Source organism: Alistipes sp. 56_sp_Nov_56_25, assembly GCF_001915285.1.
GTDB lineage: Bacteria > Bacteroidota > Bacteroidia > Bacteroidales > Rikenellaceae > Alistipes > Alistipes shahii.
On record NZ_MNQF01000023.1, the window covers coordinates 1 to 20,993 of the forward strand.

The following is a 20,993-nucleotide window of genomic DNA, read 5'->3' on the forward strand; positions in this document are numbered from 1 at the left end:
ATTACAAATTCAAATCGTCGCACATGAAAAATTACTTCTAATAGACTATGTTTCAACTATTTCAAAGACCGACTTGCCCGCTTTTACGGGACAGTAGTGATGTTGCATATATTTCTCAGTTGCAAGCTGCCAATGAAGGTAGCAATGAGCGATTCTTTTTCAGGGGCCAATCCAATAAAAATTGGGATGTGCGCCCATGTTTATTTAGAGAGAATAACCTGACGATTGAATCCGATATTATATCCGAAGCTTGTGCTCGTGCTCCTTTTGAATTTGGTGGCCGAAGCGCATTTGAACGACTGACAAAATTACAACATTATGGACTGCCAACCAGAATGTTGGATGTAACGCTAAACCCTTTAGTCGCGTTGTATTTTGCGTGTGCAAAATGTGAAGATAAAGAAAACTACGACAAGAATTATAAAGAATCTGATACTATTGATGTCGATTCCGATCATCCATTTGATAATGAATATGATGTCGATGGGGCTGTTTATTATAGACGGGCTTATGGACATAAGCATAATTCAGATGATATTGATCTGTTGGCTCGAATTGCGGAAATGGATTTCAACGGAGATATTGTATTGCATCAATTGGTCGAGAAATTAGGATTACGCAGTCAAATAAAACAAGCCGAGGATTTTGAGGAACTGGCAAAGGTGATGCAAAATGCCTACTTTGTTATATCGACATTCAACAATGAACGTTTGATTCGGCAGAGCGGAGCCTTTTTGCTTTCGGGTAGCATTAATATTCAACTCAATAAATCTGATTACGGCGTCAGTCGGATCGAAAAGAGCAGTTGTTCTTTAAATAGCCAGTTTGCGAGCGAAAGGATAATCATACCGACCGGAAGTAAGGAAAGCCTTTTAGAAGAATTGAATTTCTACAATATAAACCAAGGGGCTTTATTTCCGGAGTTGGAGCATCAGATGGCATATATCAAATATAGTATGTGTAAATCTAATGTCAGAAGCGCTTCATCTTTTGAAAAGATAGATTTTGATGCAATAAAAGCTGAAGAATCTAAGGAAAGAGTTGAGATAGCTGAATCCGTAGTGAAAGAAGAGTTAGTTGATAAGGCTATTTATGATATCGTATCACAATATATTTCAGATGATGCTATAAAACAGAATGTTCTTCGAATTATTACACGGCAAACCGAATATATAGATTGGGCCAATAAGGAAGCGACCATTAGTGATTTGAGACGTAAAATCAAACGAAGCCTGTCTTTACAATCTATTAGTTCTGATGTCGCAACGCAATCTGCGCGTAATATGGTATCACAGCTTGTTAACTTGTATGTGAAAAAATAACAATTATATGCACTTCACCGAAGATGATTTTGAAAACGCCATTCTCGAGTTGTTTCGAGAGCAATTAGGTTACGATTATGTGTACGGCCCCAATGTGATACGCGACTATGCAGAACCGCTTTACGTGGAGGCGCTGGAGGCTGTGTTGCCGCAGATCAATCGTGGTCTGCCACAGGCCGCTATTGACGAAGCCATGGTGAAGATTCGAACTTATGAGGGTGGAACGTTGGTACAGAAGAATGAATTGTTCACGGATTACTTGCAAAATGGCGTAGCTGTCAATTATTTCGATGGCCGCGAGCAATGCTCTGCAAATGTCCGGCTTGTCGATTATGATTCACCATTACATAATCGGTTTACAATCGCTAATCAATGGACGGTCGATGGGCACTCGGTAAGGCGTGCGGATATGATCGTATTTGTCAATGGATTGCCGCTGGTGGTGGTCGAGCTCAAATCGCCCTCGCGTGAGAATACGGACGTGTCGGAAGCTTATGCACAATTGCGTAACTATATGCAGGAGATTCCGTCTCTCTTTATTTATAACGCTTTTTGTGTGATGAGCGATCAGGGGATGACTAAGGCGGGGACGATCACGGCGGGTGAAGACCGTTTTATGCAGTGGAAGACGGTAGATGGGAGTTATGAGGATACCCATAGCGCGAATTTCGATGTGCTTTTCGCGGGAATGTTCGAAAAAACGCGGTTTGTTGAATTGTTGCGGAATTTTATTTGTTACTCGAAAGACGGTAAACAGCGCGTTAAGATATTAAGTGCCTATCATCAGTTTTATGCCGTACGCAAGGCTGTGCTTTCGACGGTCAAAGCAGCTGAGACGGATGGTCGGGGTGGCGTGTTTTGGCATACGCAGGGCAGCGGAAAGTCATTGTCGATGGTCTTTTTCGCCAAGCAGTTGCAGCAGGCGATGTCGTCGCCGACGATTGTCGTGCTGACAGACCGTAACGATTTGGACGGCCAGTTGTACCGGCAGTTCGCTTGTTGCAGGGATTTTTTGCGTCAGACACCCGTGCAAGCCGAAAGTCGGGCTCATCTTCGGGAATTATTGGCGGGACGCGAAGCGAACGGTATCTTTTTCTCGACGATGCAGAAATTCGAGGAGAGCGAAGAACCGCTTTCGATACGACGAAACATAGTCGTTATGGCCGACGAGGCGCATCGCAGTCAATATGGATTGGAGGAGAGGGTCCGAATGGTTACGGATGCTGACGGGGTGATGCAGGCCAAAGTTGTAATCGGCGCGGCGCGTCTGGTGCGTAATGCGTTGCCGAATGCTACCTATATCGGGTTTACCGGAACGCCTATTGCGCAAAAAGATCGGTCGACACGCGAAGTATTCGGCGATTACATCGACGTGTACGATATGACGCAGTCGGTGGATGACGGTGCGACACGGCCGGTATTTTACGAGAGCCGTGTAATCAATCTGAAACTCGACGAGCAGACCTTGCGACGTATTGATGCGGAGTATGATGCGATGGCCGAGGAAGCGGAAGAGTATGTCATTGAGAAAAGCAAGCGTGAATTGGGGCGGCTCGATTCGATCTTTGGAGCTGACGCGACGGTGGCATCATTGTGCGAGGACATCGTAAAACACTATGAGGAATTCCGGCAATACGAGCAGACGGGTAAGGCGATGATAGTAGCCTATTCGCGGCCGATAGCGATCAAGATTTACCGTCGGATTCTCGAAATGCGCCCGGTATGGGGTGACAAGCTGGCTGTTGTGATGACTTCCGGTAATAAAGATCCGGAAGACTGGCGGGCGATTATCGGAAATGATTCCCACAAGAAAGAGTTGGAGAAGAGGTTCAAAGACAACGACAGCTCGTTGAAAATCGTCATCGTAGTTGATATGTGGCTTACGGGTTTCGACGTACCTTCGCTTTCGACGATGTATGTTTATAAACCGATGTCCGGACACAATCTAATGCAGGCTATTGCTCGTGTGAATCGTGTGTTCGGGGATAAACAAGGCGGTTTGGTTGTGGATTATGTGGGTATCGCTTCGGCGTTGAAGACGGCGATGAACGATTATACATACCGTGACCGCAAAAATTATGGTGATACGGATGTGGCTAAAACCGCCTATCCGGAGTTTCAAAAGAAACTGGACGTTTGCCGTGATCTGATGTATGGATTCAATTATGGCGCTTTCTTCGGTAAGTCTGATTTGGAGCGGGCGAAAGCCATCAGCGGAGGTGTCGATTTCATGCAGTCCCCTGAGCGGATGGAAACGAAAAAACTCTATATCAAAGAGGCGCTGCTGCTGCGGCAGGCATTGTCGCTTTGTCAGAGTTTGCTGAATTACGAGCAGCGTATCGAAGCTGCCTATTTTGAGGCGGTGCGCACATTACTGACGCGCGTGGAGGGCAAGGGTAAGATTTCGTTCCGTGAGATCAACGGGCGTATTAATGAATTGCTCAAGCAGAGTATCAAGAGCGAAGGGGTAATTAATCTTTTCTCCGATATTAAGGAGGAGTTCTCTTTGTTCGATCCGAAATTCCTTGAAGAGGTTGCCCGGATGAAGGAACGGAATTTCGCCGTAGAATTATTGCGTAGGTTGATTGCAGAACAGGTACAACTATATCAGCGAACGAATACGGTACGAGCCGAGAAGTTTTCGGAAATTCTGTCCGATGCCATGAGTCGCTATTTGAAAGGGATGCTGACGAACGAAGAGGTTATCGAAGAATTACTGAAAATAGCCCGTGAGATCGTTTTCGGCGAAAAGGCCGGCGAGTCGCTTAATCTGAACAGCGAAGAACTTGCCTTTTATGATGCGTTGACCAAGCCTGAGGCTGTAAAAGATTTCTATTCCAACGATCAGTTGATCGCTATTACACGTGAGCTGACGGATGCACTCCGGCGTAACAAAACGATCGACTGGAATATGAAGGAGAGTGCTCGTGCCGGAATGCGGCGTATTGTCAAACGGTTGTTGAAAAAGTATGATTATCCGCCTGCAGGGCAGGAAGATGCTTTGAATACGATTATGGAGCAGTGTAAGAAGTGGAACGAAAATAATTGAATGGGATAGCTATGGGTAAGTTGGAAGAGTCGTATAGAAGAGTTGCATAATGATTTTGCAAGATAAGTAATACGCGCCTGTTAACTCTGATTAGATAACAGGCGCGTATGATTATTTTGTAATGTCTAATTCCTTTTGGAACTGCTTTGCTTTTTGCCGGATATCTTCTGCTTCCTGCTTTCGGATAACGCTACGTTGTTGATTCTCGATTGCTTCCCGGACGGCTGTTTCGTAACGCTCAACTTGTTGCCGGAGCGAGCGACGGTCTGCGCGGCGTTCGGAATCGTAGAAGAGGGCGTTCAGGTTGCGCAATTTTTGCTCGTCGATGTCGCCCATCATTTGAACGTAACGGTATTTCAATTCCGTATCACGCAGGTTGGCAATACGGTCGTATAATTTAGTAATATGGATGCCGCCGCAGAGAATCACGATGAAAGAGATCGCCATATAGAGTAGTGCCCACGAGGTGTTGAAGTCGATGACGTGGATATGCCGTTGGGCTGCGGGTTGCGCAGGATGAGCGACGGCCGCAATAATTTTCTCGGTATGGTTTTCAGTCTCTTTTCCGATAGTTGTAATGCGGTCTGCAAGTTCCATGCGTACCCGTTCGACATTCGTGCGGGTGAATTGGGCCGTTTCGAGCAGTCGGGCGATTTTATCATCCGTTGTTACTGGAGCTGGGGCGGATATGTTGCGGTCGTCTATTCTGCGGCTGAGGGAGGTGAGTTGTTTTCTCAGTTCTTCGAAAAGTTCGATAATCGTGTTCGTGTCCATAAATAATAGGTATTGTCGATTAAAGTCGGTGTTGTTTTCTCTTTTTGCGCAGTCGTTCCTGAAGGCGCCGTTCTTCGTCCGCATCGTAGACCGGTTGCAGAAGATCTTCGAGCAGGTGACTGAACGATGCGACCGGATTGCTTACAGAACCGCGTTCGTTTGCGGAGAGTGCTTGTCGGCGGTTCAGGCTCAGCGCATGGTCGATTTTGGAGAAACTGAACTGCCGGTCGATTTTCGAACCGTTGAACGGGTAGCCGTTCCTGGCGAAGACGACGCCTTGTACGTCGGATGTGCCGCCGCGCATCCGGAACTCGGTAGCGATCCCTTCGTGCCGCAGCGCTGCCGTCAACTCCGGCCAGTCGCGGCAGCGGGGTACGGCGTCGCGCAGCGCGTGGAAAATTTCATATTTCGTTTTGTCCGGTTCGCGCAGGCGGTGCTCCTTGACATTCTCTTTGCCCGATGCGAAGTAGAGCCCATGCCGGACGGTCAGCTCCTTGCAGAGTCGCTCCGAACGGTAGCGGTCGTTGCGGTCGGAGACGGTACGGCCGTCGTTGTCCACCCGGTTGAAAAGGATATGCAGATGGGGATGTTCCCGGTCGCGGTGGCGGGCGATGATGAACTGCGTGTTTCGGATGCCCATGCCGGAGAGATACTCCGCGGCGATTCCGACCATCCGCCTGTTGTCGAGCCGTGCGGCGTCCTGTGCCGAAAAGGCGAGGACGATGTGGCCGACGGGCTTCGAAAGATGCGGATTCAGTGCCGCCTGCATTCGGAAGCTGCGGACGATGGAATCCCGGTCTTTCATCCGGACGCCCAGTCCGGCGAGCAATTCGGCGTCTTTTCCTTTGTCAAGGACGTAATCGACGGCTCCGCCGAACGAACCGCCTTTCGATATTTTGGCAATCATGGTTATTCGTTAATTTGATCTATTAGCGTATCTATCTTTTCGATCAGAGCTGTGCACTCCGCTGCTGCCTGAACATATCCGGCGGAGTTGGCTTTTCGGGCGAGCTGATTGAGGTTGTTGGCCATACCGGCGAGCTGCCGCAGCAGGGTCATCTGTTCTGCCGTGAGGCGCTGGCGGACGACGCTCCTTGAGAGCGCCGTCCGGGCGTATTCGGCCCAGGTGAGACCTGCCGCCCGCGCCTTGCCGCGCAGGGCGTAGTAGTCTGCTGCGGCCATCTTCACGGTCAGCCGCTCCTTGAGCTTTTCGCTTGCGGATTTGGGCGGACGTCCGCCTTTGGGATTCTTTTTCATTATATCCATTTGAGACCAGCGGGATGAATCTGCAAGGGTTTCGGGGCACCCGAAACATAAACTTGCTCTCTTAAAACCCGGAATGTTACTCCGCGGCGGCCGATGTCAGTTTTTGTCCGAACATCTCCATTTCGCGGCCGATGACTGTCTCGGAGAACTTGGCGTAGTGGCGCGTCATGTTGGTGTTCGAGTGGCCGAGAATCTTGGCTAGAACGTCAATCGGCATGCCGTATTCGACGGCCATGCAGGCGAAGGTGTGGCGGGCAACGTGGGTGGTCAGCACTTTGTTGATGCCGCACACGGCTGCTATCTCTTTCAGGTACGCGTTCATCTTTTGGTTACTCGGCGTAGGGAGCACCCGTGAGCGTGCGACGCATACTTCGTCGTGCTCGTAGCGGCGCAGGATTTCGAGTGTGGCCGGGAGTAGCGGGATACGGCTCATCACGGAGGTCTTCTCGCGGGGCTTGTGAATCCACCAGCGGCCTTCGTCGTCCTGCGAGAGGTGCTCGCGCCGCAGGTGGTCGGCATCGGCGAAGGCCAGCCCCGTCAGACAGCAGAAGACGAAGACGTCGCGGATGCGGGCCAGCCGGTGGTCGAGCGCCTTGCGGCTCAGTAGTTCCAGTTCATGCGCCGTGAGGTGCTCCTTGGCCTGCACCTCGTCTTCTTTGAGTTTATAGTAGCGGAACGGATTTTTCGTGATCCACTCGTTGCGCAGGCAGTAGAGGACAAAGTTGCGCAGACAGTTCATCACGGCGACCGCTCCGTTGTGGCGGCAGCGGTAGGCGGTTTGCAGGAAGAGGTTGAAGCCGTCCAGAAACTCGTAGTTCATCCGTTCAACGGGAATATCCTCGGCTTTGCCGCGTTGGGCGAGATACTGTTTGAGGTAGCGCAGCAGCCGCTCGTACTTGTCTGCCGTGCGCTGCGTGATGCGCACGCCCACTTCGGTCGTTCTTTTCGCATTAGGAAAAGGATGGTAAAAGTTTCCTGTCTCATAACTCGTGACATTTTAAGGATTGACAAAACGTCTGCAAGGAAACTTTATTGCGGTGTAAAACGCAGCAAAACAATGCATTGCGGGCTAAAAAGGTGGCAATCCCGTTTTCGGAAGCCCAAATCGGCTCTGCCCACTTTTTTGCCACCCAACGGTTTTCTCCGGCTTGCTTTCCGCTTCCGGTTCGGGGAATCGGTCGAGACCTTTGCAAAATGGTGATAACCAGCCCCCCCCCTACCGGACGGGCGACAAAAAAAGGAGCCTCGGAAAAGGCTCCTTTGTGCGGATAAAGGGACTCGAACCCCCACGCCGTAAGGCATCAGATCCTAAGTCTGACGTGGCTACCAATTACACCATATCCGCATCGGTAGGACAAAGGTAGATAAAAATTCACAAAACACAACCGGCACGGGCCATTATCCGGCTTTTTTGGTTACTTTTGTAAGTAATTTTTTAGACATGCCGCAACATATTACCCTTGTACTCACGCCGAAGCAGGCTGCCGATACGACGTTTTACACCTCGCAGGCGGCGCGGCGCATGGGTGTCTCGGAGGCCGATATTGCTCTGGCGCGGGTCGTGAAACGGTCGATCGACGCCCGGCAGCGGCAGGTGAAGGTGAATCTGACGCTCGAAGTGTACGTCGACCGCGAGCCGCAGCCCGGGCCGGTGCATTTCGACTATCCGTCGGTCGACGGACGCACGGAGGTCGTGGTCGTGGGATCGGGACCTGCGGGGCTGTTCGCGGCGCTGCGGCTGATCGAACTGGGCCTGCGGCCCGTGATTCTGGAGCGCGGGCGCGACGTTTCGGCCCGCAAGCGCGACATCGCGCAGATCAACCGCAACGGCGCTGTGGACCCCGACTCGAACTACGCCTTCGGTGAAGGCGGAGCCGGGACCTTTTCCGACGGCAAGCTCTTCACCCGCAGCAAAAAACGCGGCGACTACAACAAGGCGTTGCAGACGCTGGTGTTTCACGGTGCGACGCCCGAAATTCTCTTCGAGGCCCATCCTCACATCGGAACCGACAAGCTGCCGGGCATCATGCAGCGTATCCGGCAGACGATTGTCGGAGCGGGCGGCGTGTTCCGTTTCGGGAGCCGCGTTACCGATTTGAAAATCGAAGGCGACCGGATAAAAGGCGTATGGTGCGGCGACGAACTGATCGAAGGAGCCGCCGTCGTGCTGGCTACGGGCCATTCGGCGCGCGATATTTACGAACTGCTCCACCGCCGCGGCGTGCGCGTCGAGGCCAAGCCCTTTGCCATGGGGGTGCGCATCGAGCATCCGCAGGCGCTGATCGACTCGATCCAATACCATTGCGAGACGCGCGGCGAGTACCTCCCGGCGGCCTCCTATTCGCTCGTGAGCCAGGAAAACGGCCGCGGGGTCTACTCGTTCTGCATGTGCCCGGGCGGGTTCATCGTACCGGCCATGACCGATGCCGCGGAGTCGGTGGTCAACGGCATGTCGCCCAGCGGCCGTACGTCGCCCTATGCCAATTCGGGGCTGGTCACGGAGGTCCGGCTTGCGGATTTCGAACATCTGCGTGCCGAATGGGGCGAGCTGGCGGGGCTGAAATTCCAGCAGCGGTTCGAAGAGTCGGCGCGGCAGCGGGGCGGGGAGCATCAGATCGCTCCGGCACAGCGGGTCGCCGATTTCGTGGCGGGACGCGCAAGCGGGTCGCTGCCCCGAACGTCGTACATTCCCGGTATCACGCCGTCGCGTCTGGACGAGTGGATGCCCGGCTTCATCGCGCAGGGACTGCGTCAGGGCATCGCGACCTTCGGCCGCCGGATGCGCGGGTACCTGACCAACGAAGCGGTGGTCGTGGGCGTGGAGTCGCGCACCTCGACGCCCGTGCGCGTGCCGCGCGACCCCGGGACGCTGATGCATCCCGAAACGAAGGGTTTGTTTCCCGCAGGGGAGGGGGCCGGTTACGCCGGCGGCATCATTTCTGCGGCGCTCGACGGCGAACGAATCGCCGAGGCGGTAAAAAATTATATTCGATAGCCGATGGAACCGAAAGTCAGCATTATCATTCCGGTCTACAATGTCGAGCCGTTTCTGGCCCGATGCCTGGACAGCGTGGTGGGACAGACTCTGCGCGGGATCGAGATCATCTGCGTCGACGACGGAAGTCCCGACCGGTCGATCGACATCCTGAACCGCTATGCGGCGCAGGACGACCGCATCCGGGTCATTTCGCAGGAGAACCGCGGCCTGGGCGGCGCCCGCAACCGGGGATTCGACGCCGCGACGGGCGAATTCATCCTTTTCGTGGATTCCGACGACTGGATCGACCCGGCTTACTGCGAGCGGCTGTACGAGGCCGCCCGGGAGGCGGAGGCCGACATTGCCTGCGCCTCGATGCTGAAGATCAGACCCTCCTATTCGAAATGGACGATTCATTATACGGAGCGGCAGGTGGCTGCCGAAGCGCAGGAGAAATTTCGCCTCTGCCGCTGCCCGCCCGATTTCTATGTGATGAACAAGCTCCTGCGGCGCGAGATGCTGTTGCGGCTGGGACTGCGCTTTCGCGAACGGGTCTGTTACGAGGATGTGGAATATACGATGCGCCTGCTGGGCGAAGGGGGTGTTCTGGTGACGGTTCCCGATGTCGTTTACCGCTATGTGGTCAACGGGGCGTCGATTACCAAGAGCCGCCAGACGCCGAAAAAGCAGCAGGACAAATATCTGGCCCACAAAGCCTTCGTGGCCTACGCCGACGCCCGCGGAATACGTCTCGACGCGAGGTTCCGGCGCATTACCCGCCGTTCGTTCGGCCGCTGGGGACTTACGTGGCTGAAAATCAAGGAGTGCGGCGACCGGGAGACCTACCGGTTGTTCGATCTGATTCCGGTGTGGCGGAAACGTGTAACCGATAAACAAGCATGCGATGGACATTGATCTGGTATACCTTTGGGTCGATGGGAACGACCCTGTGTGGCTGACGAAGAAAAATGAATTTCTGCCGGCCGACAGGCAGGTGGACCCCCAGGTGGCGGGGGAGTGCCGCTACGTCGAGAACGACGAACTGCGTTATTCCCTGCGTTCGGTGGAGAAATTTGCGCCGTGGATACGCCGCGTCTATATTGTGACCGACGACCAGACGCCTGCGTGGCTCGATACGTCGAATCTGCGCATAAGGGTGGTTTCCCACCGGGAGATCATGCCTGCGGAGATTCTTCCCGTCTTCAATTCGTGCACCATCGAGTTGTTTCTGCCCCGGATTCCCGGTCTGGCCGAGTATTTCCTCTATGCCAACGACGACATGTTTTTCAGCCGCCCCGTCGATCCCGGGTTTTTCTTCGACTGGCAGGGCCGCCCCATCGTGCGGCTTAAGGTCCAGTCGCTGAAGAAGCACGACGACGACATCTATTGCCATACGATCCTCCGCATGCAGGATCTCGTGCGGGCGCGTTACGGCAGGTGCTCGTCGCTGGCTCCCCACCACAATGTCGACGCTTACCGCCGCAGCGATTTTCTCGAATGCTGCGAGACCTTCCGGGCCGAACTGGAGCATACGAAGCACGCCCGGTTCCGTTCGCGCGACGACTGGCAGCGTGCCCTGGTGCTCTACGATGCGTTGGCGCGCGGACGCGCCTCGCTGCGCAAGGTGACCCGCTTCAACAAACTGCGCAACCCCTTGCGGCTGCTTCGTGCGGCTTTCGGCGCGGGTTGCGGCAGCGATTCGCGTTGCATCCCGGCTTATCTGCCTAATCTTGAATCTATTATGGAGAAATATGATCCGTCGTTGTTCTGCCTGAACGACGACGTGCGTATGACCGACGAAGACCGTATCCGGGTCCGGACGTTTCTCGACACCCGTTTCCCCGAAAAGTCATCGTTCGAAAAGTAGCGCGCGGCGAATTCGCTGCGACCGGGTCAGCCGCCGATGACGATGGCCGACCCTCTGCCGATCTCGTAGGATATTTTCGAGGTAAGATGCCGGTCGAGCCCCTTCTCGCAGCGGGTCCGGTGGCAGCGGATGCTGTCTTTGTAACGCTGCTCGTTGCTGTTGCAGCCCGAACGTTCCGCCTGGTTGTGATGGAGGTGGAAAGCGACGCCCCGGAATTTCATGCAACGCTGATGTATCTCGCTGTTGTTGAGTCGTATGCATAATTCGGCGTCCTCGAATCCCCAGCCCTTGAAATCTTCGTCGTAGCCGTTTACGCGAATCAGGTCGTTGCGCCAGAATGCCATATTGCACCCACGGGGAGCGCGGGTCGGGCCGAACGTATGGTAGAGTATCGACATGATCGGGATTCGTACGACATTGTTGCTGCTGCGGATGCCTTTCATCAGCGGGGACAGCGATGTGATCTCCCCGCTGAGCACCTTGCGGGTCAGCAGTTCGGTGATGATGCCCCGGGAGCCGGTGACGAAGCATCCTTCCCGGGCGAAAAGCATGTGGTCCTGAATGAAATTCCGTTGCAGGATCAGGTCGCCGTCGATCTGGATAATGTATTTTCCCTTGCTGGCGGCAATGGCTTTGTTGCGGATGGCCGCCAGGCGGAAACCGTTATCCTCGTGCCAGATATGGCGCACGGGAACCGGCGAGATGTTCTCGAAGTGCTTTACGACATCGCGGGTGCTCATGCCCGATCCGTCGTCCGCAATCAGGATTTCGGAGGGCATGACGGTCTGTTGCATCACGCTGTCGAGGCAAAGGTAAAGCGCCCGAGGCCAGTTGTAAGTGGAAATGATCAACGATACTGTCATCGTACTGTAAAACTATTGGTTAGGTTAGGAGTTCGAGGATGGGCAATAGCGAGTGTGCAAAATCTCTGCCGGGGTGTTGCGCGGGGAGATTCTGGCCGAAAAGAAAATGACGTTGCTGAAATCATTTTGCAAAAGTAGCAATTTATCCGTTATGATCGTCATATCGCTCTTTTTATATATATAAATGCGCTTTTCGGCCGATACTGCATACCGGGTGGAAAAAAGTTTTTTAAGGTTTGGGTTGCGAGGGTGTTATATGGTTGATTTACATGGGCGTATGAATTCTTGCCGGCTGGTGATATTAAAAAAACTCAAAAAATTTGAAAATTATTTTAATAAAAGCTTGCGCGGATGGTTTTTTCGCCTTATCTTTGCAGTGAAGTTTTAAGGTTCATTTAGGTTAGTAGTTTTAGGTTGGTGAGGAAACTGGGAAAGACGGACTGCGGTCCGGTTCCAGGTTTCCTTTTTTTTGCGTCTTTTCGGAAGGCGCTTTTTTTATGCCCGCTTCCGGGCGCCTCTCTTTTCGTGCGTCCGGAATTTTCCGGACCTCCGTTTCGGTCTTCCCGGGTTTTGCCCGTTTTTTCGTTCAACCCGATTGGCCGGTTCCATTTTCCGGAAAATTCCGTCGATCGGGGTTTTCAGGCCGTGGCGCCGCGTTGAATGCGTTTAGGATTAAACACTTGCGAGAGTAGCTACTTAAGCGGGTAAGTAGATTTATCGGGGGATCAATGTTACCAAATTGTTAAATATATTTAATATATTCGTAAAATATTTGCGTAATTGAAAAATCCCCCTTATCTTTGCAGTGAAGTTTTAAGGTTCATTTAGGTTAGTAGTTTTAGGTTGGTTGAGGAAATCGGCAGGTTGTAACGGGTTGTCCGTTGCTAAGACCAGAGGGGCGGTACTCGCTCCGCGGTCGAATACCTCCGATTGAACCTCATTTTCGGAGGGGGTGGTTCCCCGCCGAAAAAGAAGGTCCTAGTCGTGAGACTCGGACCTTTTTTCTTTTCCTTGCAGGGCCTGACCGTCAGAGTCCGGCCAGTTGCTCGCGGCTCACGCTCACCTCGACGCTCCCGAGCGCGTAACATCCGATGTCGTAGGGATTGTAGTAGAACGTGATGCCTTCGGGCGTGACGAGGAAATTCTCCGTTACACCGATGTATTCCGGGAAAAAACCCTTCGTTTCCAGCTCTTCGTCGCTCCGGACCCCGTATTGTTCGTATATATCTTCGCGGATCAGCCGGTTGAGCCGCTCCAGCTGCGTTTCGGTGAACAGGTCGGCCGTCGTGATTTCGTAACCGCCCGCCAGCGAATAGTTGTAACATTCCGTGCCGTAGATGCCGTGCGCTCCGCCCGTGTAACTTGCCCGCGTGATCACGTAGCAGAGGAGCGTGTCGACGACCGATCCTTCGGATTCGACGGAGATTTCGCCTTCCCATGCCGGACGGACGGTGCTTTCCGGTGTATTCCCGGGAGGCGTCATGTCGCTGGTAACCTGACGGATCGCGGCCGAAGCCGCCTCTTCGGGCGTCCCTTCGAAATTCTCCAGGTCGAAAAAACGGTCGATGTTCATCCGTTCGATCGCTGCGAGGGCGGGGGAGTCCTGGGCGTTGGCGATCGAAGCGAAGCGATATTCGAAATCGCAGGAGAAGCCGTTTCCGCTGATCAGCGAGTCGGTGCTTACGACGGTGAACTGCGGCCGGACAGGGCGTTTCGTGCAGGACCCGGCCGTCAGAGCGGCGGCGGCCAGGAGGGCGAGGGTGGGGAATTTCATGGCGATACGTTTTTATGTCTATCTGTAAAGATAGCTCAAAAAGCATTTGCGACGCCCAAAAACGAAAAAAATCACAGATTTTGCCGGAAAATTTTGGAGTTTCGAAAGAAGGCGTTATCTTTGCACCACAAAACTAAACCGGTGGATTCATCTAAGGGTTAGGATACATGCCTCTCACGCATGACATAGGGGTTCGAATCCCCTATCCACTACCAAACTGACGGCTGCACGCAAGTGCGGCCGTTTTTTTGTTTCGGATCACCGGGGGCTCCCCGGCTGTTTTAACCCCTGTCGCCTTTTCCTCCGGTCTGTTCCCCTCTGCGCGCCGATTCTGTTCGTTATTGAAAAAGGCCTGTTGGTGATGATTGTCCCGGGGTTCGTTGAATTAATTTGCCGCCGTCGCGCCAGTCCTCTATTTTTGCTTCAAAATTGCAAATAGAGTTTTTATTTTAATAGTATGATTATGAAAAAATTAGTGTCTATGACCATGGCTATGGCCATGATGGCTGCCCTCTTCGTGGCGTGCGGGGATGACGGAACGGACGATGAGACGCCCCCCCCCGCTGTTCCGACTATCGCATTGGACGGCGGTGACATCGACCAGCCGCAGGAGATCACGAATCCGATGTCGGTCAAGATCGGCGTGACGGCTCCCGGAGCGATTGCGGGCTTCACGGTTACGATCGACTCGCCGGCTCTGACGGCCGAAATGCTCGCAACGGTAGGTTTGGCTACCGAGCTGAACCTCGTGAATCCCGGCAGCATGGCCGAGGCGCTCGGTGCGCTCGGGTTCCCTTCGGGGGAGGCGGTTTCGGGCAAAACGGCCCTGACGTTCGATATTTCGAAGCTTGTTCCGATGATCGCGCAGATTTACAATGAAACCTCGGATCACAAATTCATTCTGAAAGTGACCGATGCGAAGGGTAAGAGCACGACCAAAACCCTGACCTGCCACCTGACGGGCAAGGTGGCTCTGGCCTATAACAACGATGCCGATCTGTGGGCCAATACCGCGACCGTTACGGCTGCGAATGTTCCCGATGGCGGCAGCGTGCAGTATCGCGTAAAGGGCGCCGCCGACTGGACCGACGCCGTGCTCGTCGAAGGTTCGAAATACCGCCTCGCTCCGGTTTACGAAACGTCGAAAAATGCGGCGGGACTCGATGTTCATACGATTAAGGCCGGTACGGGCGTTTTTGCCGCCACGACCTACGAAGTTCGTATCGCAAAAGACGGGCAGGCCGTCGACAGCAAGGAGTTCGCCACGGCGGTCGGGGATAAGATTCCCAACGGCGACATGTCGGGCTGGTCGAAGCGTATCTGGATTGATGGAAGCAACAACGAATTCCCGATCACGTATCCCAATCCCGAAGGCATGAAGGTCTGGGACAGCGGCAATAATGCATTCCTCGAGCAGAATAACGGAGAAGAGACGCTCTTTACGCCGCTCTGCCGTCAGGATGAGACGGAGCCGGGGACGGCCCGTTTGCAGGCCCGTATGGTCCTTGGCTTTGTTTTCGCTCCGGGAAATATGTTCACCGGCGATTTCGATTATTCGGGCTTCTCCGGGACGGTCAATTTCGGTAAGCCTTACGCCTGGACGGCCCGTCCGCGTGCTCTGAAAGTGCGTTACAAGGCGCAGATCGGCAAGATCGACAAGGTGGGTTCGTACGACCCCGACGGAGCGTCCTATCAGGATAAGCAGGATTGTGCGCGTATTTTCGTGGCCGTCGTTAACTGGAAGGCACAGCACGGCGTGACCTCGGGTATGACGGCGCCCACGGGTATGTGGGACCCTGCTACGGCGAAAAGCCTCGACGAAGGGGCGATTCTCGGCTATGGCGATCTGGTCATTACGCAGACTGCAACCGGCTGGATCGAGGCGACGCTCCCGTTCAACTGGTATGCAAAAGATGCTGCCAATCCCGCTTCGGCTCCGTTCTCGCTGGTGATTTCGTGCGCTACGAGCATGCGCGGCGACTACCTGACGGGTTGTTCGACCAATACGATGCAAGTCGACGATTTCGAGTGGGCCTATTGATTGGAAACCATGTGCCCGGACCGAAGCCCGCAGGGAGTGGGACGGTGAGTAGGTAGGGTATTCGGACCGGGTTCTTCCTTTCTTTGTCCTGCTCCCGAAAAAATGCGACGGCCGCCTTATCGAAAGGCGGCCGTCGCGGCGTTGGTTAGTTAAGGTATTAAAGGTTGGTGGGGTTTTATTTCTCGAATTTCGCCTTGAATTTGTCCAGCTGGCGTTTTAGGGCGTCGATGGCTTCGTCGACCGACTCCTCGAAGGCTTTCGACTGGTGGCAGGCCACCAGGTCTTCGCCGGGCATGTGCAGCGTGATGGTTGCGAATTTATTTCCTTTTTCGTGGTCCTTATCGAGTTTGAGAATGACCTCGGCTCCGGTCGAGCGCTCCGCAAAGCGGTCCAACTTCGCCATTTTGGCATTCACGAATTCGACGAGCCGTTTGTCGGCGTCGAATTTCACGGATTGAATCTGTACGTTCATAGCCTTACAGTTTATAAAAGTTAATCATTTGCCTCCCTTTTCGCGGGGATGGGCCTTCGCGTAAATCTCCCGGAGCCTGGCGATGCTGTTGTGCGTGTAGACCTGTGTGGCCTGCAACGAGGCGTGCCCGAGGAGTTCCTGTATTTCACGCATATCGGCGCCGCCGTTCAGAAGGTGGGTGGCGAATGTGTGCCGCAGCACATGGGGGCTTTTCTTGCCCTGTACGCCCGCCCTGTCCAGTTCTTCCTGCACCGTTCGGTACACCGCCGTCCGGGATATGCGTTTTCCTTTGTGTGTTAAAAATAGTGCTTTTTCCGATGAAATGCAAATATTTTGCCTCTCAATTAACCCGATGTAATGTAAAATCTTTTCGCGCACGAATTCGAGCATCGGGACTATCCGCTCCTTGTCTCCCTTGCCCCGGATGCGCAGCGACGAGAAGTCCGCGGAGAAATCGTCGCGGTCGATGCCGACCAGTTCCGCCAGGCGCAGGCCGCAGGTGTAGAGGAGAAGTATGATCAGCGAATTGCGCTCGCGGACGAAGTCCTCGCTGTCGCATTCGCATTCGCTGACGATGCCGTTCATGCGGCTTTCGGGGACGAAGGCCGGCAGCCGCTGCGAAGTCCGCAGCGAGGGGATCGGATGCACGACGTCGCGGCCGACGGCTCCCGTGCGGAGCAGCCAGCGGAACAGCGCACGCAGCGACGAAATCTCGCGGTTCATCGAGGCGGCGCTCACGCGGCCCGTTTCGGTGCGGTAGAGAATCCATTCGCGGATGTCGTCCGTGGTGATCCGCTGCGGTTCGAACCGTGCGTCGTCGACTCCCAGCCACGCGAGGAACTGCTCCACGTCGTGGCGGTAGTTGCGGACCGTGAGCGGCGAGTAGCGGCGTTCGGCTTCGAGGTATCGGACGAAATCGGCGATCATACGTGAGCAAAGGTACATAAAAGCCGGATACGGTGCAAAACCGGATCGTATTCGGCGCAGCAAGGACGAGCGCGCACTGAAAAGTGTCGTCACGGCTCCAAAGATAGGGAAAAACCTTTACCTTTGTCCCAAAATGAAAGCGATATGAAACAGAGCTGGAAACCGGGGACGGTGCTTTATCCGCTGCCGGCGGTGCTGGTGAGCTGCGGCGCGGCGCCCGAGGAGTATAACATGCTGACCGTGGCGTGGACCGGAACGGTCTGCTCCGACCCGCCGATGTGCTTTATCTCGGTGCGTCCCGAACGCCATTCCCACGCGATTATCAGCCGTACGGGCGAGTTCGTCATCAACCTCACGACGCGCCGTCTGGCGCGCGCCGCAGACTGGTGCGGGGTGCGCTCGGGCCGCGACTTCGACAAATTCCGCGAGATGGGCCTGACGGCCGTGCCGTCGGAAAAGGTCGCCGCACCCCTGATTGCCGAATCACCCGTCAACATCGAATGCCGTGTCCGGCAGGTGCTGCCGCTCGGGACGCACGACATGTTCCTGGCCGAGGTGGTCGGCGTTCAGGCCGACGAGGCCTACATAGATCCGGCGGCGGGGCGGTTCTGCCTTGAACGGGCCGATCCGATCGTCTACTCCCACGGCGAGTATTTCGCGCTGGGCGAGGCGTTGGGTCATTTCGGCTGGTCGGTGCGCAAAAAGAAAAAGGCGCCGAAGAGACGCTGATATTTCCGATTCGCTCTGTTTCGGGGTCGTAACGACGCTTTTACCGGCCGGAAGGTTCTGCGGAACCATTTGCAATCCCGTGTTGCACCCGTTCTATTTTCTCCTATCTTTGTTCCATGAAAACAAGCCCGATAAGATACGCGCTGTTCGCCGCTTCGGCGATCCTGCTGCTGGCGGGATGCGTCAAGATGCCGAAACCGGGGACGCAGAATCCCGAGGAGCCGGACAATCCCGATTCCCCCCCCCGACGGAATACCTCTATCCCTTCGGCGATGAACCCGGGCAGATAACGGCCGAGATCGCGCTGTCGTTCGGGCCGGGGACCGATCTTTCGGCGGCGCGTATCGAAATTCCTCCCCTGAAATACAACAAGTCGCTGCTGCTGCTCCTGACGCAGGACGACTGCAAGCAGGCGGCTTTCTCGACCACGTGGGCCGCGATCAACGGACGTCCCCTTTCGGATACTTATTTCTACAATGCGCCGCATCTGCGCGGCGGGGATATGCCGCCCGATACCTACTCTTTCGGCAAGGCGCTGGGCTCGACCGACGGGACGGGACGCGAAGTGCGCTTCTCCTTTACCACCGCCATTTCCCCCGAGTGGGACTATATGGATGACAAGGCTGTGGTGCGGCCGGGCTTTACGGAGAATTATTACCGCTTTTTCATGCGGGCGGGGTTGATGTGGGACGATGTGATCGAGATGCTCAACTACGGGGTCGGAATCGCCTTCCACGATGTGAACACGCTGTCGGTCGATGTGCCCGACTCGATCCGTGCGCACTTCGTCTCCTCGCAGCGGATCGTCCTCGACCGCCTCGCGGGACGCGGCTGCAAGATGCTGATCGAACCCAACGGCAACAAGGCTTATGTCGCGGCGGCGGAGGGCTACGATCCGATCCAGACGATTTTCCTGCAGTCGGGCGGTGAGAAGCTCCGGCCTTTTGCCGTGAACGGCGATCTGCTGCGAACGCGCATCGAGCGGGGACTGTGGCTGCCGGCGGCGATTCCGGCGGTGATCGAGGCGCAGATGGCCCGACCCGTGGAGGAGCGCGAAGCGGTGAATATCGGCGTGCACGGCACCGACCGTTTCTGGTCCGAGATGCTGCTGTGGCTCAACAACACCTACGGCCGGGATGGCGAGGATTGCCTGTGGATGCCTGCGGCCGAGGAGTATTTCGAATACAACTATCTGCGACACCATGCCGTCGTAAACGCGCGGGTGACGGAAAACACGCTCACGCTGACGGTCGAGATGCCCGGCGGACTCTATTTCTATTATCCTTCGCTGACGATCAATCTTCTGGGCGTCGATCCCGGAGCCTGCACGGCGGTCGGCGGCGGTGAGACGGTCACGGGGCTTTCGTGGGGCCGGGGCCGGACGGCGGATGACGGGGCGGAGGCGTTGATGGTCAATTTCGATTGCCGGCATGCCCTGGTCGCGCACGCCGAACATTTCGTGGCGGTTTACGAGGCCGACCCTTCGGCGGCGAACCGGGCCGACGCCCGCTATTTCGTGGCCATGCTCAAGGACTCCGACTGCAAGGAGAGGCTTCTCAAACGGATAAAATAGACGCGGAAAAATAACGAAAAGGAGGCGAACGGAAAACGATTCGCCTCCTTTTTTTGTCATTAATGCGGCGGTTTCGCGAATAATCGCTATCTTGCGTAGCGTAAAATCCGGCCTCCCGCCTGCGTGGGGACCGAAGCCTTTGCCGACGAGGCGATCAACCGGAAATGGGATGAAGAAACTGCTTTTCGTGTTTGCGGGACTGGCCTTCGCACTGACGGCCGCCGCACAGGAATTCCGAATTACGCACGGGCCTTACCTGTGCGACATGTCGCAGGACGGAGTGACGGTGGTCTGGACCACCAACAGGCCCGCGCTTTCGTGGGTCGAGGCGTCGCCCGCCGACAGCCTTGCGCCCGCACCGCCGCAGCCGCGCCATTACCAGACCGTCGCCGGCCGCAAGCTGGCCGGCAGGACGCTGCACGCCGTTCGTGTCCGGGGGCTGCAACCCGGGACCGACTACCGTTACCGGATCTTTTCGCAGGAGGTTCAGTCGTGGCCCGACGTCAACAACGTCACCTATGGAAAGACTGTCGGCGCCGATGCGTCGCGGCGCCGGGCCTACGGGTTCCGCACCTTTCCGGCTGCGGGTTCCGGATGCTCGTTCCTCGTGCTGAACGACATCCACGGCAAGGCCGACGTCCTGACCCGGCTCTGCAAACGCGTGGACTTTTCCGAACTGGGATTCGTGGCTTTCAACGGCGACATGTCGAGCAGCGTCGAGAGCGGGGAGCAGCTTTTCAAGGACTACCTCGACGCTTCGGCCGCGCTTTTCGCTGCCGGGACGCCGATTCTCTTCACCCGCGGCAACCACGAGACGCGCGGCGTCTTCGCCGACAGCCTCGGGGATTATTTTCCCGGGCGGGACGGGCGGTTCTACGGCATTTATCGCTACGGCGACGTCTGTATCCTGCTGCTCGACTGCGGCGAGGACAAGCCCGACGACCATGCGGAGTACAACGGGCTGGCCGATTACGACGCCTACCGCGCCGAGGAGTGCGCGTGGCTGAAAAAGGCCGTGCGCTCGGAGGAGTTCCTCACGGCTTCGGCGCGCATCGTCCTGCTCCATATCCCGCCTGCGGCCGGGGCCTGGCACGGGAGCGTTCACCTGAACGAACTCTTCGTGCCGGTGCTCAACGAGGCCGGGATCGACCTGATGCTCTGCGGCCACGACCACCGTTATTCGTTCCATCCCGCCGGGGAACGGGACGCGAAGTTCCCGATCGTGGTCAACGACAACCGAAGCTGCGTGCGCTGCGATGTCGCCGACAGCCTGATCCGCGTACGGATCGCCGGTCCCCGCGACAAGACGGTCCATACGCACGAATTTCCGCTGAAACCACAATTTCAACCATAACCTGA

16 protein-coding genes, 2 tRNA genes and 1 pseudogene are annotated in these 20,993 nt (G+C 55.4%); 10 read left to right on the forward strand and 9 right to left on the reverse strand.

The genetic code is table 11. The features are described from left to right. Positions 1-47 precede the first annotated feature (47 nt). Together BHV64_RS07275 and BHV64_RS07280 are read left to right on the forward strand one after the other, a co-directional pair. The gene (locus tag BHV64_RS07275) at positions 48-1,322 is read left to right on the forward strand and encodes an FRG domain-containing protein (RefSeq protein WP_240048028.1); all 1,275 of its coding nucleotides are present in this window, start codon (positions 48-50) and stop codon (positions 1,320-1,322) included. Positions 1,323-1,329: 7 nt separating this feature from the next. After that, a complete protein-coding gene (locus tag BHV64_RS07280) occupies positions 1,330-4,371 on the forward strand; it encodes a type I restriction endonuclease subunit R (protein ID WP_015547154.1) in 3,042 nt (1,013 codons plus the stop codon). A gap of 111 nt (positions 4,372-4,482) precedes the next feature. Here BHV64_RS07280 and BHV64_RS07285 read toward each other — a convergent pair whose 3' ends face one another. The 5 genes and pseudogenes from BHV64_RS07285 to BHV64_RS07305 all read right to left on the reverse strand — a co-directional run bounded on the left by BHV64_RS07285 (position 4,483) and on the right by BHV64_RS07305 (position 7,756). Further along, positions 4,483-5,145, reverse strand: a complete 663-nt coding sequence (locus BHV64_RS07285) for a hypothetical protein (protein WP_015547155.1) — start codon at positions 5,143-5,145, stop codon at positions 4,483-4,485. A gap of 19 nt (positions 5,146-5,164) precedes the next feature. Further along, a complete protein-coding gene (locus BHV64_RS07290; protein WP_015547156.1) occupies positions 5,165-6,052 on the reverse strand; it encodes a relaxase/mobilization nuclease domain-containing protein in 888 nt (295 codons plus the stop codon). 2 nt (positions 6,053-6,054) lie between these two features. Continuing rightward, positions 6,055-6,411 carry a MobC family plasmid mobilization relaxosome protein gene (locus tag BHV64_RS07295; protein WP_050794774.1) on the reverse strand — a complete coding sequence of 119 codons (357 nt, stop codon included), beginning with the start codon at positions 6,409-6,411 and terminating at the stop codon, positions 6,055-6,057. 76 nt (positions 6,412-6,487) lie between these two features. Further along, positions 6,488-7,357, reverse strand: a pseudogene (locus BHV64_RS07300) (site-specific integrase); the annotation flags it as partial. A gap of 317 nt (positions 7,358-7,674) precedes the next feature. After that, positions 7,675-7,756, reverse strand: a tRNA-Leu gene (locus BHV64_RS07305). Between the two features lie 96 nt (positions 7,757-7,852). On the opposite strand from BHV64_RS07305, the gene BHV64_RS07310 reads away from it, so the two are divergent. Genes BHV64_RS07310 through BHV64_RS07320 form a run of 3 tightly spaced genes read left to right on the forward strand, consistent with a single transcriptional unit; the run spans position 7,853 to position 11,255 of the window. After that, positions 7,853-9,406: an NAD(P)/FAD-dependent oxidoreductase gene (locus tag BHV64_RS07310; RefSeq protein ID WP_288115692.1), complete on the forward strand. Its 1,554-nt coding sequence runs from the start codon at positions 7,853-7,855 to the stop codon at positions 9,404-9,406. Positions 9,407-9,409: 3 nt separating this feature from the next. After that, positions 9,410-10,303 carry a glycosyltransferase family 2 protein gene (locus BHV64_RS07315; protein ID WP_022061583.1) on the forward strand — a complete coding sequence of 298 codons (894 nt, stop codon included), beginning with the start codon at positions 9,410-9,412 and terminating at the stop codon, positions 10,301-10,303. After that, positions 10,293-11,255, forward strand: a complete 963-nt coding sequence (locus BHV64_RS07320; protein WP_288115693.1) for a stealth family protein — start codon at positions 10,293-10,295, stop codon at positions 11,253-11,255. Before BHV64_RS07315 ends, BHV64_RS07320 begins: the two co-directional genes overlap by 11 nt. Positions 11,256-11,281: 26 nt before the next feature. Here the strand turns inward: BHV64_RS07320 and BHV64_RS07325 are convergent, their stop codons facing one another. Together BHV64_RS07325 and BHV64_RS07330 are read right to left on the reverse strand one after the other, a co-directional pair. Continuing rightward, positions 11,282-12,118, reverse strand: coding sequence for a glycosyltransferase family 2 protein (locus BHV64_RS07325; protein WP_288115694.1), 837 nt, complete (start codon positions 12,116-12,118; stop codon positions 11,282-11,284). 1,027 nt (positions 12,119-13,145) lie between these two features. Then, positions 13,146-13,892: an RsiV family protein gene (locus tag BHV64_RS07330; RefSeq protein WP_015547162.1), complete on the reverse strand. Its 747-nt coding sequence runs from the start codon at positions 13,890-13,892 to the stop codon at positions 13,146-13,148. Positions 13,893-14,032: 140 nt separating this feature from the next. Here BHV64_RS07330 and BHV64_RS07335 point away from each other — a divergent pair. Together BHV64_RS07335 and BHV64_RS07340 are read left to right on the forward strand one after the other, a co-directional pair. Continuing rightward, positions 14,033-14,107: transfer RNA gene (locus BHV64_RS07335), tRNA-Glu, on the forward strand. 248 nt (positions 14,108-14,355) lie between these two features. After that, complete coding sequence (locus BHV64_RS07340) at positions 14,356-15,933, forward strand: PCMD domain-containing protein (protein WP_138266383.1); 1,578 nt, start codon at positions 14,356-14,358, stop codon at positions 15,931-15,933. A gap of 175 nt (positions 15,934-16,108) precedes the next feature. Here BHV64_RS07340 and hpf read toward each other — a convergent pair whose 3' ends face one another. Together hpf and BHV64_RS07350 are read right to left on the reverse strand one after the other, a co-directional pair. Next, positions 16,109-16,405, reverse strand: a complete 297-nt coding sequence (hpf, locus tag BHV64_RS07345; protein ID WP_015547163.1) for a ribosome hibernation-promoting factor, HPF/YfiA family — start codon at positions 16,403-16,405, stop codon at positions 16,109-16,111. Positions 16,406-16,429: 24 nt separating this feature from the next. After that, the gene (locus BHV64_RS07350) at positions 16,430-17,332 is read right to left on the reverse strand and encodes a tyrosine-type recombinase/integrase (protein WP_022061579.1); all 903 of its coding nucleotides are present in this window, start codon (positions 17,330-17,332) and stop codon (positions 16,430-16,432) included. A 144-nt stretch (positions 17,333-17,476) separates the two neighbouring features. Between BHV64_RS07350 and BHV64_RS07355 the strand changes: the two genes are divergently transcribed. The 3 genes from BHV64_RS07355 to BHV64_RS07365 all read left to right on the forward strand — a co-directional run bounded on the left by BHV64_RS07355 (position 17,477) and on the right by BHV64_RS07365 (position 20,988). Further along, a complete protein-coding gene (locus BHV64_RS07355) occupies positions 17,477-18,061 on the forward strand; it encodes a flavin reductase family protein (protein ID WP_217727786.1) in 585 nt (194 codons plus the stop codon). 178 nt (positions 18,062-18,239) lie between these two features. Next, positions 18,240-19,634, forward strand: coding sequence for a hypothetical protein (locus tag BHV64_RS07360; protein WP_022061577.1), 1,395 nt, complete (start codon positions 18,240-18,242; stop codon positions 19,632-19,634). 169 nt (positions 19,635-19,803) lie between these two features. Continuing rightward, entirely contained in the window at positions 19,804-20,988 is a 1,185-nt protein-coding gene (locus BHV64_RS07365; RefSeq protein WP_149887641.1) for an FN3 domain-containing metallophosphoesterase family protein, read from the forward strand. The last annotated feature ends 5 nt before the right edge of the window (positions 20,989-20,993 follow it).